We start from the raw sequence: 13,773 nt of genomic DNA on the forward strand, positions 1-13,773 counted from the left end.
GCACGCCCGCGCCAGGTTTCACGTCTCGTCCACGCGGGAGGGGGCCGAGCGGGTCGTCAGTCGGGAACCTGATCGTGGAGTATGCCGACGTAGAAGGCTCGCTGGTCGCCGCGGACGGAGAACCGTGCCTGCGTGATCCAGCCGAACTGTTCCAGGGTGCGGCGCATCGGTTCCAGCAGCTTGGTCTTCTCGCAGCTGTCGTCCGGGGCCAGGATGCCGTCGAGATCGGTGAAGTCCGCCCGCGCGTTCGTCCCGTCCAGCTTCAGGTAGCGGAAGCGGTGGGCGTCACCGTCGAAGGCGCTGGTCAGGCCCGCCGCGCGATCGGCGGGCGTGGGGCCGTCGAGCAGCGCCCGCAGGGCCTCTCTGGCGACGCTGCGGGCCGGGACCTCCCGGGTCACCGCGACGATCTGCGGGCAGCGCTGGCCGGCCTGCTCACGGAGCAGGAACAGCTTCACCTGACGGGTGCCGATGGTCGGCTCGGTCGCCGGTTGTATCGGACCGCCGGTCTCCGTCGTCCGGGCGCTCGCCGTCGCGGTAGGTGGGACATCCGCCGGACCGGACGGCGAGGGCACCGGCGCCTGCGCGGCGGGGGCCGTCGGTGCGGGAGCGGCGAGCCGCGGCTCGCGCGTCGGTGCGGCCGTCACGCCCACGCCAACGGGAACGGCCACCATCGCCGCGGCGACCAGGCCGGCCGCGGCGACGGAGCGAACGCGGCGACGGCGTGCGCGGTGGCTCAGGTCGCCCAGGTCCGGTGGACGTGCGGTGTCGGCGGCAGTCCCGGCCATCCGGCGCAGCGCATCGCGCATCGCCTCGCCGTCCGGAATTCCGTCAGTCACCGTCGTCCCCTCTGGGCGAAGCCGTCGCCACTCGACCGTTTGACGCTGCCGCATTAATCACATACCGTGCGATCGTTATTTAAGCGGATGAGTACGGCAGCGTCCAGGTCGGATGGTCGCCGCACGGTTAGCGCCGACTCGGGGATGCGCACGTTGCGGCAGGTGTCGAGAGGTCCGATGTCGACAGATCGGGATTTCACCGAGTTCTACCTGGCCACGTACCGTCGGCTGGTGGGTCAGCTGTTCGTGCTGACCGGTAACCGTCACGACGCTGAGGAGCTTGCTCAGGAGGCGTTCTCCCGTGCTCTGCCCCGGTGGGCGAAGATCAGCGGCTACGAGGCGCCGGAGGCGTGGGTCCGGCGGGTCGCCTTCAACCTCGCGTTCTCCCGGCGCCGTAGGGCGCTGCGCGGCGCGGCCGCCCTGCTGCGCCTCGGTGCCGATCGGTCCCACGACGACGACGGCACCGACGGTGTCGCCGTCACCGAGGCGCTGCGGGCGGTGCCGGTACGGCACCGGCAGGCACTGGTGCTGCACTATGTCGTCGACCTCCCCGTGCGGGACGTGGCTACCGAGCTGGGTGTTCCGGAGAACACCGTCAAGACGTGGCTGCGACGGGGCCGCCAGCAGTTGCACGCGGCGCTGCGGGTAGACGAGTCGACCGGGACCAGCGAACTCCTCGCCCACCTTCGCCCCTGAGCGCAGCGGGTGGGGTGCGGTGTCACCGCCGCACCCCACCCCGCGCTCACCGCAACGGCTGGCCGTCGATGGTGACGCCGCTGACGGCACCGCTGACGCTGAGCTTTCCGACGGTGCCGGCGTTGGTGGCGGTGACCCGCCTGCCGTCGATGACGAGGCCGCTGATCGTCACCCCGGCGATGCGGGTGCCGGGGCGTGCGGAGATCGTGTTGCGGCCGGTGACCGGCCCGTCGACGCGCAGCCCGGCGATGGTGATGTCGCCGATGGTGCCGGTGGCGGAGTCGGTGAACATCACGTGCAGAGCCTGGGGTACCCCGTGGTCGATACGGACGTCTTCGAAGCGCAGGCCGCTGATGGCGTGATTCTCGGCGTAGCGCCAGACGACGGCCGCGCCGAGAGCGGGCCGGTCGGCACGCCATTCCGCCCGGACGACGTCGATGCGGCGCCAGGTGTTGGCCGTGGCGGCTCCGGTGGGGATCTTCCATCCGGAGATGGCCACCCCACCGTTGGCGTGCTGCCACACCACGCAGTTCTCCACGAGCGTGTTGCTGCTCATCGTGCGCAGGCTGTCGTCGCCGGCCCGGACGAAGCAGTCGCGGACCCGGGTGCCCTCGCGCAGGTGGATGCCGTCGTTGTTGCCGCTCCAGCCGAAGATCTTCACGCCGGAGATCTCCCAGTCGGCGGCGGTGACGATGTTGAAGTGGGAGGCGTTGACCAGGGTCGGGCCGGAGACCGCCTTGGCTTCGGCGGCCTTGCCGAAGCCGGCCCAGATCATCGCCGCGTCGTCCGCGGGGTTCGACTTGCGGGCCGCGTAGCGGAAACCGTCACCGGCGAGCACACCGTGCCCGACCACCCGGCCGCCGGTCACCCCGGCGAGGTCGATCTTGCCGTAGACGTAGGCGCCCCGGTCGAGGTAGACGGTGTCCTTGCCCGGCAGGGTGGCCAACCTGAGGATGCCCCGGCCGGCCGGGTCGCCGCCGATCCGGTGTTCGCCCGGACCGAAGTAGACGACGTTCGGGGCGTTCCTGGCGACCTCGAAGTCGGTGGTCAGGTCCACGTTGACGTGCATCGAGTGCAGGTCCGAGCCGGTGTCCCCGCCGAAATGCACGCTGATCCACCTGTTGCCGCCGGTCACCGGGAACGTCACCGTCTTGCGATCGGCGGACAGGGCCGTCGGCCGGATGCCGTAACGGTGCGGACGGATGTCGACGCCGGCCAGGGAGGGGAAGGTCCGGCCGTCGGTGAGGCTGACCGACACCTCGGTCGTGTCGGTCGCGCCTTGGGCGTAGCCGGTGAAGGACACCGTCCGTAGCGCCCCGGAGGGCGTCGGCGGCCACTTCGCCAGCTGTACGGTCTTGCCGTCGTCGCCGGTGAACCGTGATCCGTCGATCTGGTACACCTTCGGGCGTACCGTCTGGTCCGCGGTACGCACCGAGACGCGGTAGTGGGTCGAGGACGGTCCGACGACCGTGTCCGGCGCGAACTGCACGGTACGGGCCGATACCGCCGAGGACGGCGGCTCCGGAGCGGGCCCGGCCGGGGCCGGCGCGGACGGGACGGCCGGCCGCGATGGCGAAGCGGCTGCGCTGGGCGTGACGCCGCCGGCCGATGCGTCGATCCGCTCGATCAGTATCCGGCTGGCGCGGTCGTTGAGCGGGCTGCCGCAGAAGTCCTCGTCCTTGGTCAGCACCACCAGCGGGTCGGCGGAGTCGCTTCGGTCGAAGACCGACACCCGGAACCCCGCGGCGACCCGAACACCGCTGACATCGTCGTCGGGCGCCCGCCCGGCGAGATCGTGGTCGCCGATGTCGAGCGGGACGGGACGCCACTGGTCACCGGCGGCGAAGCCGCAGCGGTCGGTCAACTCCACCGGTGCCGCGACGTCGTCGGCGGCGTGCACCGTCGCCACCCCGGCCAGCGCCATTCCCACGGCGACCGCGGCGGCCGCGATAGCTCCTGCTGTTCGTCGCGAACTGCGTGACATTCGTACTCCTCGGCTGACCGGTCCGGGGCGGGGTGAAACAGATCCAGCCAGGAACACTCCGCACCCGTCCCTGCCGTTTCACCCCGTCGCCGGGAAACTGCACGACCGTCGTGGGGCGGTGGACGTGCCCGCGAACAGGTCGCGCCGGTGGTGGGTGAACGGCACCCACCACCGGCGCGAGCGACGGGACCGGCGAGGTCAGCTCACGGTGAAGCTGTCGACATCGAGGAGGAAGCCGGCGCCGCCGGTGAAGACCAGGTGCAGCGGCCCGGTTCCGGTGCCCGACAGCGACGTCGAGACGGTCCGGTAGGTCGTCCAGCCGCCGGTGGCGGGCACGTCGACCGAGCCGAGCAGCTCGCCCGTGGGCGAGCCGGAACGCACCTCGATGGTGCCGCCCGAGGTGCCGGAGGCCACCCGGGCGGAGAACTGCGTCCGGCCGGCCGTAGACACCTGGGCGTAGCCGGCCCAGTCACCGTCGTTCACATAACCCGCCGTGGCGCCGCCCTGCGCCGGGGCGTGGAAGGCCACCTGCACCCCCGAGTTCGACGTGAACGACTCACCCTGCACGGTCTGCGGCGACGTTCCACCGCCGGGCGCGGTGAGGAAGGTGCGCAGCTTGTTGGCGTTGCCGGAGTCGTCGCCGGTGATCAGGTAGTACATCATTCCGGCGTCGGAGACGTCACCCTTCTTGTTCATGATGTTGTTGACGACGTTGTGCACGTAGCGCAGCCGCTGGTCGGAGTTGTCGGCCATCCAGGACCACTTCGCCTCGCCGCCACCGGTGCCCAGACCGGCGTTCTGATCCGGGATCCTCTTGTACTTCACCTGCGGGAAGTCCCGACGGATGTCGGCGAGGTTCCACCGGTTGTCGTCGTCGTCGTGATTGTTGTTCCAGTCCGAGTGCGAGATCAGCGTGACATGCTGACGCGCCGCGCTGTTCGAGCCCTGCAACGCCCGGTACACCACCCCCATCGGGCCGGCACCGACCAGGCAGAGCTGGTTGGTGGCGGTGGAGGCGTCGACCGCCGAACGCAGATGGGTCACCGCCGCGTTGAGATTCGTCTGGCTGTTGCGGAAGATCCCGGCCACGTCGTAGCCGAACCGCCCGCCGACACCCTCGGTGGCGGTGACCATGTCCCGCTCCCAACTCGCCGTCGAGCTGCCCAGGTGCGAGTTGTAGTCCCAGTGCACCAACCGCGACTGCTGCCCCCGCTCGGCGAGCAACGCCAACGCCATCGCCGACGCGCCGATGTCGTCACGATCGTGGTAGTTACCGTCCGAACTCCAGGCGATCCGCTCACAACCGAAATCGAGAGCCGGCGGCGCAGCCTGCGCAGGCTGCCCGGTCAACGCGACAACGGCACCGAGCCCGAGAGCACAGGCCGCAGCCGCGAGGCCAGGACGGGAGATCCGTGACATCAGAGGTCCTTCCAGTACGAGGGAGTAATCACCGCCCGGCCAGGGCCGGGTGCTGTCGGCCCCGGCCGGGCGGCTCACAGACAGACACCCCGGTACGCGGACGAAGGTTTCGCCGCTGTCACAGGTCCTGCGTCCGGCACCCGCCCAGGGTCAGCCGTTCCCGCGTCGGCCGCCCTGCGGACGGGAGCCCTCGCACGCCTGCTGGGCGCGGTCCCAGGTGGCGTCGTCGATGCCGGCCGGCCGTAGCGGATCCTGCCCGCCCTGGCGGTTCCCGTCGCCCGGCTGCCCGGAGGGCCGGGCAGTGGGCCGGGTCGTCGGTCGGGCGGTCCGGTCCGCCTGCCCGCTACGGCCGGGACGGGCCGAGGGCAACTCCTCGGGTACGTCGATGCCCTGCTCGCGCAGGCACGCCGCGTACGCGGCCAGCCCGCCGGAGGCCGGCTCGGTCGGCTGCGACTGTTCGGCCGCCGGCTCGCCGCCGCAGCCGGTCGCGATGGCGAGCAGTGCGGTGCCGACCGCCACGGTCAGGGCAACTCGCCGATGAATGCGGGGCATGTGGCTCTCCTCGAGTCTCGTGTGCGGGCCCACGCCCGCGCGACGGGGTCAGCAGAGACGACCAACCTCCGGCGTCGCTCCGACGGGCCTGGGAGTCGCCTCGGAGTACCGGGCTGTGAGGTAACTCCGAGGTACGGCCGAGTCCACTGTCAGGAAGTGCGCCGAGGATCGGCTGCCATGGGCATCCACCTGCACGTGTGGCGGGCGGTCCGGCGCCGGCCGGTACCCGCCGTCGCCGCCACCGCCACACTGGTCGCGGTCACCGTCGTGGCCGGGGCGGCCGCGTTCTCCGGCGGCGCCGACGGAACCGGTGCACCGGCGGCCACCGTACGGGTGGATCGGGGAGAGGTGACCTCGGCGGTCGCCGCGACCGGTTCCGTACGCCCGGCGACGAGCCGAGGGCTGGCGTTCGCCGCCGCCGGCGCCGTGACCGAGGTCCGGGTCCGTCCGGGTGACGACGTCACCGTCGGACAGACGCTCGCGGTGGTCGACGACGAGGAGGCGCGCGCCGAGGTCGCGCGCGCGGAGCAGGCGCTGACCGACGCGCAGGCCGCGCTCACCGACTCGGCGGCGGAGGACGGCGAGCCCGGCGACGCGGTGTGCGGCGCGTCGCCCGCTGCTGCCGCCCGGACGGATGCGGCCGCGGGTGTCGCCCTGGCCGCCCGAGAGGTGAACACCGCCCGGGCGACTCCTTCGGCTGCCCGGTCACCCACGCCGCAACCCGATCCCGATCCGCCGTCGATGCCACCGACCTCGTCGGCCGCTCCGCAGCCCACCAGGACGTCGGTCCCGTCGACGCCACCATCACCGGACCGAGCCGGGAAGGGGCCGGCGACGACGTCGGCGCCGGCAGGTCCGCGAGACTGCCCCGCCGCCGCGGGTGGTTCCGGGCCGGGCGGAGACACCGCCGGAGCCGACCCGCTGCTGCGGGCGCACCAGCAGGTGACCGCCGCACAGCTCGCCCTGGCCGAGGCGGAGGACCGGCTGGCAGGTACGACCATCACCGCGCCGGTCGCCGGCCGGGTGCTGTCGGTGGCCGGGCCGGTGGGAGCCCGGGTGTCCGCGGGTGCCCGTTTCATCGAACTGGCGGTCGTCGACGGGATGCAGGTCACGGCGACCTTCCCGGAGGCCGACGCCGGGCAGATCTCGGTGGGTCAGACCGCCACGGTGACCCCGGCCGGACGGCCCGACACCGAACTGAACGCCGACGTGGTCCAGGTGGACCCGGTGGGCACCAGCGACGGTCAGGTGGTCCGGTTCGGGGTCCGGCTCGCGCTGGACGACGCTCCCGACGATCTGCTCGTCGGGCAGAGTGCCGCCGTGCGGATCCGGATCGCCACCGTCGCGGACGTGCTGCGGGTCCCGGCCGCCGCGGTCGAGGTACGGCCCGACGGGTCGGGCACCGTGCTGCTCGCCGGGGCGGCCGAACCACGCGCTGTCGTCGTCGGCGTACGGGGGGACCAGTTCGTGGAGATCAGGTCCGGTCTCGCCGAGGGTGACCTGATCCTCGCCGCCGGATGACCTCGCTCAGCTCCGGGACAGGTCGCTCCCAGCTCGCTCCGAGGTTTGACGGATAGACCTGGCAATTGTGTCTGAACGCCGTACCCGTGTGCTCGTCGTCGACGACGAGGAGAACATCCGTGCCCTGCTGTCGGCGACGCTGCGGCTGGTCGAGTTCGACGTCCGGGTGGCCGGCGGCGGCCATGAGGCGTTGGCCCTGGCCGAGGAGTTCGATCCGGACCTGGTGGTGCTCGACGTGATGCTGCCCGACCTCGACGGCTTCCAGGTCGCCCGGCGGCTGCGCGGCTCGGGGGCCGGGGTGCCGGTGCTGTTCCTCACCGCGCGGGGCGCGGTGGAGGACCGCATCTCCGGGCTGACCGTCGGGGCGGACGATTACGTGACCAAGCCGTTCAGCCTGGAGGAGGTGGTGCTGCGGATCCGGGCGATCCTGCGCCGCAGCCGTGCCGACGACGCGCCGGCGCAGGACGGCGTGCTGCGCTACGCCGACCTCGAACTGGACGAGGACGCTCACGAGGTCCGCCGTGGCGGCCGGGTCGTCGAGTTGTCGCCGACCGAGTTCAACCTGCTGCGTTACCTGATGGTCAACGCCGGCCGGGTGGTCAGCAAGGCGCAGATCCTCGACCGGGTGTGGAACTACGACTTCGGCGGCGACGGACGGATCGTCGAGTCGTACATCTACTATCTGCGCAAGAAGATCGACGTGCAGGCCCCACCGCTGGTCCACACCGTGCGGGGTGTCGGCTACACGCTGCGGGTGCCTCGCACCGGGGGTGGGTGACGGTGGGACGCCGTCGCGCCGTCCGCGTGCGGCGACTGCGCAACTGGGGGCGGTGGACGCTGCGGGCCCGGCTGGTCGTGGTCGTGGCGGCGCTGACCGCGTTCGCGCTGGTGGTGGCGAACGCGGCCGGGCTGGTGCTGCTGCGCCGGACCCTCACCGACCGGATCGACGACCAGCTCACCGCGGTCAGCCGGCCGTTCACCCGGGACACCGTCCCGCCCTACGACCCGCGCGAGCGCACCCGGGTACTGCCGCGCGCGCGGCTCGGCCCGGAGCAGGTGGTGCTGCTGTACGGTCCGGACGGCAGCCTGGAGGACGTCCGGCGCTCCGACGAGTCGACCACGGTGCCGGTGCTCGAGCCGTACGACCGGCTGGTCGCCCGTGCCACCGGCACCCGCCCGTACACCGTCGAGGCCACCGACGGCACAGCCGCCTGGCGGGTGCTGGTGGTCGAGCGCGGCGACGACCGGGGCATCGCGGTGCTGGCGGTGTCGCTGCGTGAGGTCGAGGAGACCACCGACCTGCTGCTGCTGATCGACGTGGTCGTGATCGTGGTCGTCCTGATGCTGCTGGCGTCGCTCGCCGCGATGGTGGTCCGGCTCGGCCTTCGGCCGCTGACCCGGATGGAGCAGACCACGGCGCAGATCACCGGGGGTAACCTGTCCCGCCGGGTGCCCGACGCCGATCCGCACACCGAGCCGGGCCGGCTCGGTGGGGCGCTCAACCTGATGCTGGACCGGATCTCCACCGAGGTCGCCGCCCGCCGCGAGTCGGAGCGGCGGCTGCGGCAGTTCATCGCCGACGCCTCGCACGAGCTGCGCACGCCGCTGACCTCCATCCGCGGGTTCGCCGAGCTCTACCGGCGTGGCGGAACGCCACCGGGGCCGGAGCTGGACGAGACGATGGCGCGGATCGAGGCCGAAGCCGCCCGGATGGGTCTGCTCGTCGAGGACCTCCTGCTGCTCGCCCAACTCGACCACGAACGCCCCCTGCGACGCCAACCGGTCGACCTGCTGGCCGTCGCCGCCGACAGCGTCCGCGACGCGCACGCCCGCGCACCGCAGCGCCGGATCCGCCTGGCCGCCCTCGACGACAACGACGGGTTCGAACCGGTCATGGTCACCGGTGACGAGCACCGGCTGCGCCAGGTTGCCGCCAACCTGCTCAGCAACGCCCTGCAGCACACGCCGCCACAGGCCGGCGTGACGGTCCGCGCCGGGCGGCTGCGCCGTTCGCCGGCAGGGCCGCCGCCCGTCACGGCCGTGGGAGACCCGCTGCCCGCCGCAACGCCGGTCGCGCTGCTGGAGGTGACCGACGACGGGCCGGGCCTGGCCGCCGACCAGGCCGTACGGGTCTTCGAGCGGCTCTACCGCGCCGATCCGAGCCGGACCCGCGGCAGCGGCGGATCCGGTCTCGGCCTGTCGATCGTGGCGGCCCTCGTGCGGGGGCACCAGGGCCGGGTCGAACTGCTCACCGCGCCCGGCCGGGGGGCCACCTTCCGGGTCCTGCTGCCCTCGGCGCCCGACGCCGACTGCGACGAACTGGTCGACCTGCTGCGCACCATGCACAGCTGACCCACCGGCGGTTGTCCGGAAACGTCCAGCGGACCCGGAGCCCGCTCCGAGCCTGGCCCCGTTCACTCCCGGTACGGCAACCGAACGGGAGACAGCATGCGTACGAGAACACGGACCATGGCGGCGACGGCGACGGTCCTGGCGGTCCTGACCGGGGCGTTCCTGGTGCCCCGCTGGGTCGCCGACGCCCGCGACGACGGGTTGACGGTGACGGCGAGCGGCTACTTCTTCGTCGGTGGGCAGCAGGTCACCGACGACACCGGCGACCGGACGTCGACCACCTGGACCGGGCAGGCGATGGTCCACCAGCTCGTCCCCGCCGCGGCGGACGAGCCGCCGGTGATCATGATGCCGGGGCTCGGGCTCAGCTCGTCGATCTTCCTGACCACGCCCGATGGCAGGGAGGGTTGGGCACAGCAGGCGGCCCGCGCCGGCCATCCCGTGTACGTGCTGGACGAGCCGTCCCTGGCCGTCTCCGGCTTCGACGTGCGGCCGTTCAACGCGGTGGCCGCCGGCGAGGCCCCACCGGAGAGCCAACCGACGATGTCGGTGTGGAGCGAGGAGGAGATCTGGCCACGGTGGGGTTTCGGGGCGTCGCCCGGGCAGCCGTATCCGGACACCCGGTTCCCGGTGCAGGACATCGACCAGTTCCTCGCCGCGCTGCCACCGTACTGGCAGGCCGGTGCCGCAGCGGCGGGTGCGCGCGGTGGCGCGACCGCACGGCAGCCCACCCCCGCGCCGTCGGCCACCGCCACCGGTACCGCCGACGGCGGCGGCCGGGGACCGGGAGCGTCGGCGCAGGAACAGGCGCTGCTCGCCCTGCTGGAGCGGACCGGCCCGGCGATCCTGCTCGCCCACTCGGCGGCCGGTTCGGCCGCGTTCGCGGTGGCCGACCAGCACCCGGAGCAGGTCGTGGCGGTGGTGGCCGTCGAACCCGTCGGCTGCCCCACCGGCGCCGACCAGGTGCCCGCCGCGCCGACGATCGCGGTCTACGGCGACCGGATCGCCGACCGTCGGCAGACCGGGCGGCTCGACGCCTGCCGGAGCACCGTCGGTCTCGTCGACGCCGCCGGCCACCCGGCCCGACTGGTGTACCTGCCCGACGAGGGCGTCCGGGGCAACACGCACCTGATGATGCAGGACGACAACAGTGACGACATCTGGCGCCGGATCGAGGACTTCCTCGCCGACAGCTGACCGCCGTCCGACTCTCAGCCGGCTCCGAGGTTGCGCCGGGTGCGCTCCGAGCCGCCACCCCCAGGCTGTCGGACATGCGTGTGCGACGACTTATCCCTGCCCGCGGCCCGTCCCTGCTCGTCAACACCGGCCTCGCCGTGTCGGTGCTGCTCGCGGGCGGCTGGGCGTACACCGCGTTCACCGGACCGGAGACGGCGGCTGCCGGAGCGGCCCGGACGGTGCCGGTGAGCCGGGCGACGGTGACGTCTGCGGTGTCCGTACCCGGATCGGTGCGCAGCGCGGTGACCGCGACCGCGACCTTCGCCACCGCCGGGTCGATCACGGAGATCACGGTCGCCGTCGGCGACTCGGTGAAGAAGGGCCAGGTGCTGGCCCGGGTCGACGCCTCGGCCGCGAAGCGGGAACTCGCGGCGGCCGAGGCCGACCTGGACGCGGCGCGGGATGCGGCGGACCGGGCGGCAGGGGCAGGCGATTCGAACACCCAGTCACAGGCGGCGGTGACCCAGGCGGAGTTGAAGGTCGCCGAAGCGCGGGAGAAGGTCGACGGGGCCACCCTGACCGCGCCGATCGCGGGCACCGTGGTGGCCGTCAACGGCAGCGTCGGGGACTCCGGCACCTCGGCGGGCGGCGCGGCCACCGGCGGTGCGACCGGGGGCGGCGCCTCCGGGGCCGGCAGTACCGCATCCGGTTCGGCAGGCGAGGGACTCGTGCAGATCGCCGATCTGACCCGGCTGGAGGTCAGTGCCGCGGTTCCCGAGGCCGACGCGACCCGGCTCAAGGCGGGCATGCCCGCCACGGTCAGTTGGAACGCACTGCCCGGCACCACCGCGGCGGCGACGCTCGCCGCGATCGACCCGAACGCCACCACCGCCAACGACGTGGTGACCTACGGCGTGACCCTGAGCCTGAAGGACCGTCCCGACGCCGCTCGGCCCGGCCAGAGCGTGCAGGTCACCGTCACCCTCGACACGGCCGAGAACGTCGTCGCGGTATCAGCTCTCGCGGTCACCAGCGCCGGCAACCGGCACACCGTGACCGTCCTGGACAACGGCGCCCCGGTCGTCCGCCCGGTCCAGGTGGGCCTGCGCGGCGACCAACTCGTCGAGATCACCTCCGGGTTGACCGAAGGCGACCGGGTCGTACTGCCCAGCACCGGCGGCGCCGACACGAGCACCGGTGGCGGTGGTCGGGGTGGGCCGGCGGGCGGCGGCCTGACCGGTGGCGGCGGGCGGGGAAACCGATGACGCTCTACCTGGTCGGCGACTCCCACCGCACCGCCGAGGCCCGGACCCGTCCGGTGCTCGACGTCCGTGACCTGACCAAGGTGTACGGGCAGGGCGAGGCGACCGTGCACGCGTTGCGCGGAGTGTCCCTCACCGTCGAGGCCGGCGACTACGTGGCCATCATGGGCTCCTCGGGATCCGGCAAGTCCACCCTGATGAACATCCTCGGCTGCCTGGACGTACCCAGCGCCGGCAGCTACCGGCTGGACGGGGTCGATGTCAGCCGACTCGACGACGCCCGGCTGGCACTGGTCCGCAACCGCCGGATCGGGTTCGTCTTCCAGTCGTTCAACCTCATCCCCCGCACCTCGGCCGTGGCCAACGTCGAGCTGCCCCTGGCGTACGCCGGCGTCAAGCCGGCCGAGCGACGCCGGCGGGCTCTCGCGGCCCTGGACATGGTGGGCCTCGCCGGCCGGGCCGACCACGAGCCGAACCAGCTCTCCGGCGGGCAGCAGCAACGCGTCGCCGTCGCTCGCGCCCTGGTCACCGAGCCCGCGCTGATCCTCGCCGACGAACCCACCGGAAACCTCGACAGCCGCTCCACCGAGGAGGTGCTGGCCATCCTCGACCAGCTGCACACCGCCGGCCGCACCATCGTCATGATCACCCACGAGACGGAGGTCGCCGCCCGCGCTCGTCGGCTGGTCACCCTCTTCGACGGGCGGATCAGAACCGACGTACGACAGGACGGTGCCCGGTGAGCCTGCTGGAGATCCTCCGCTTCGCCGGCCGCGGCGTCGCCGCCAACAAGTTGCGCTCGGCGCTGACCATGCTCGGCATCCTCATCGGCGTCGCCGCGGTCATCCTGCTGGTCGCCGTCGGCAACGGCTCCGCCCAGGCCGTCAACCGCAGCATCGAGGCGCTGGGCACCAACACCATCACCGTGTCCAGCACCGCCCGCGGCGGCACGACGCCGTCGGCACTCACGGTCGACATCGCGCAGTCCCTGCACGACCCGGCACTCGCCCCCGACGTCCGGGCGGTCTCACCGGTGGTCAACACCGCCCCGACGATGACCCACGCCGGGACGGAGCACCCGGTGGCGCAGTTCCTCGGCACCCACCCGACCTACTTCGGCTCGTCGAACAGCCCAGTCGCCGCCGGCGCCGCCTTCACGGACCAGGACGTGGCCCAGGGTCGGCGGGTGGTGGTTCTCGGCCGGACCGTGGCCACCGAACTGTTCGCCGACACCGACCCGGTCGGCCAGCAGGTCACCGTCGGCGGCGCCCTGTTCACCGTCGTCGGCGTCCTCGCCGAGAAGAGTTCGGCGTCCGGCTTCTCCGACCCCAACGACGTCGCCGTCGCCCCGCTCACCGCCGTGCAGCAGACCCTCACCGGGTACGGCCCGGTCACCTCCATCCTCGTCGAGGCCACCGGCCCGGAGCGCGTGAACGCCGCCCAGCAGCAGGTCACCCAGATCCTCAACCAGCGCCTCAAGCTGCCGGCCGGCACCACCGCCACCGGCCGTGGTGGTGGTGCGGGGGTGGGTGCCGCGCCGTACCGGATCCAGAACGCCGCCCAACTCCTCGCCACCCGCACCGAGACCGCACAGACCTTCACCGTCCTGCTCGGCGCCGTCGCCGGCATCAGCCTGCTCGTCGGCGGCATCGGCATCACCAACATCATGCTGGTGACGGTCACCGAGCGAACCCGGGAGATCGGCATCCGCAAGGCCCTCGGCGCGCCCCGGCGCACCATCCTCACCCAGTTCCTCGCCGAGGCGACCATGCTCAGTGTCCTCGGTGGCGGCCTGGGCGTGGCCGCCGCACTCATCGGCAGCCGATTCACCATCGTCGGCGTGCAACCGGTGATCGTGCCCAGCTCCGTCGCACTGGCCCTCGGCGTCTCCGTCGCGATCGGCCTGTTCTTCGGCAGCGTCCCCGCCAGCCGCGCCGCCGGCCTGCGCCCCATCGACGCACTCCGCTACGAATGA

Annotated in this window: 12 protein-coding genes; 8 read left to right on the forward strand and 4 right to left on the reverse strand. The window is 72.7% G+C overall.

Annotated elements, in window-relative coordinates; all coding sequences use genetic code 11:
- Positions 1-56: 56 nt before the first annotated feature.
- Positions 57-836 carry a GerMN domain-containing protein gene (locus tag GA0070614_RS01975; protein ID WP_157744866.1) on the reverse strand — a complete coding sequence of 260 codons (780 nt, stop codon included), beginning with the start codon at positions 834-836 and terminating at the stop codon, positions 57-59.
- A gap of 177 nt (positions 837-1,013) precedes the next feature.
- On the opposite strand from GA0070614_RS01975, the gene GA0070614_RS01980 reads away from it, so the two are divergent.
- Positions 1,014-1,532 (forward strand): RNA polymerase sigma factor, encoded by a 519-nt coding sequence (locus tag GA0070614_RS01980; protein WP_157744867.1) that lies wholly within the window; start codon positions 1,014-1,016, stop codon positions 1,530-1,532.
- Between the two features lie 46 nt (positions 1,533-1,578).
- On the opposite strand, the gene GA0070614_RS01985 is transcribed toward GA0070614_RS01980, so the two are convergent.
- From GA0070614_RS01985 to GA0070614_RS01995, 3 genes are all read right to left on the reverse strand, one after another.
- Entirely contained in the window at positions 1,579-3,573 is a 1,995-nt protein-coding gene (locus GA0070614_RS01985) for a glycoside hydrolase family protein (RefSeq protein ID WP_157744868.1), read from the reverse strand.
- Between the two features lie 141 nt (positions 3,574-3,714).
- Positions 3,715-4,866 carry a carbohydrate-binding protein gene (locus tag GA0070614_RS01990; protein WP_231933473.1) on the reverse strand — a complete coding sequence of 384 codons (1,152 nt, stop codon included), beginning with the start codon at positions 4,864-4,866 and terminating at the stop codon, positions 3,715-3,717.
- A 219-nt stretch (positions 4,867-5,085) separates the two neighbouring features.
- A complete protein-coding gene (locus GA0070614_RS01995; RefSeq protein WP_088974379.1) occupies positions 5,086-5,454 on the reverse strand; it encodes a hypothetical protein in 369 nt (122 codons plus the stop codon).
- Positions 5,455-5,664: 210 nt separating this feature from the next.
- Between GA0070614_RS01995 and GA0070614_RS02000 the strand changes: the two genes are divergently transcribed.
- The 7 genes from GA0070614_RS02000 (at position 5,665) to GA0070614_RS02030 (ending at position 13,773) form a co-directional block, all read left to right on the forward strand.
- Positions 5,665-7,008 carry an efflux RND transporter periplasmic adaptor subunit gene (locus tag GA0070614_RS02000; protein WP_088974380.1) on the forward strand — a complete coding sequence of 448 codons (1,344 nt, stop codon included), beginning with the start codon at positions 5,665-5,667 and terminating at the stop codon, positions 7,006-7,008.
- 67 nt (positions 7,009-7,075) lie between these two features.
- Positions 7,076-7,786, forward strand: coding sequence for a response regulator transcription factor (locus GA0070614_RS02005; RefSeq protein ID WP_408630724.1), 711 nt, complete (start codon positions 7,076-7,078; stop codon positions 7,784-7,786).
- Positions 7,787-7,788: 2 nt separating this feature from the next.
- Positions 7,789-9,360, forward strand: a complete 1,572-nt coding sequence (locus GA0070614_RS02010; protein WP_088974382.1) for a sensor histidine kinase — start codon at positions 7,789-7,791, stop codon at positions 9,358-9,360.
- 96 nt (positions 9,361-9,456) lie between these two features.
- Positions 9,457-10,557 carry an alpha/beta hydrolase family protein gene (locus GA0070614_RS02015; protein WP_157744869.1) on the forward strand — a complete coding sequence of 367 codons (1,101 nt, stop codon included), beginning with the start codon at positions 9,457-9,459 and terminating at the stop codon, positions 10,555-10,557.
- A gap of 74 nt (positions 10,558-10,631) precedes the next feature.
- A complete protein-coding gene (locus GA0070614_RS02020) occupies positions 10,632-11,801 on the forward strand; it encodes an efflux RND transporter periplasmic adaptor subunit (protein WP_088974384.1) in 1,170 nt (389 codons plus the stop codon).
- Positions 11,798-12,541 carry an ABC transporter ATP-binding protein gene (locus GA0070614_RS02025; protein ID WP_088974385.1) on the forward strand — a complete coding sequence of 248 codons (744 nt, stop codon included), beginning with the start codon at positions 11,798-11,800 and terminating at the stop codon, positions 12,539-12,541. The genes GA0070614_RS02020 and GA0070614_RS02025 overlap by 4 nt, the downstream gene beginning before the upstream one ends.
- A complete protein-coding gene (locus GA0070614_RS02030) occupies positions 12,538-13,773 on the forward strand; it encodes an ABC transporter permease (RefSeq protein ID WP_088974386.1) in 1,236 nt (411 codons plus the stop codon). Before GA0070614_RS02025 ends, GA0070614_RS02030 begins: the two co-directional genes overlap by 4 nt.

This window comes from Micromonospora coxensis, from assembly GCF_900090295.1.
In the GTDB taxonomy this organism is placed as follows: domain Bacteria; phylum Actinomycetota; class Actinomycetes; order Mycobacteriales; family Micromonosporaceae; genus Micromonospora; species Micromonospora coxensis.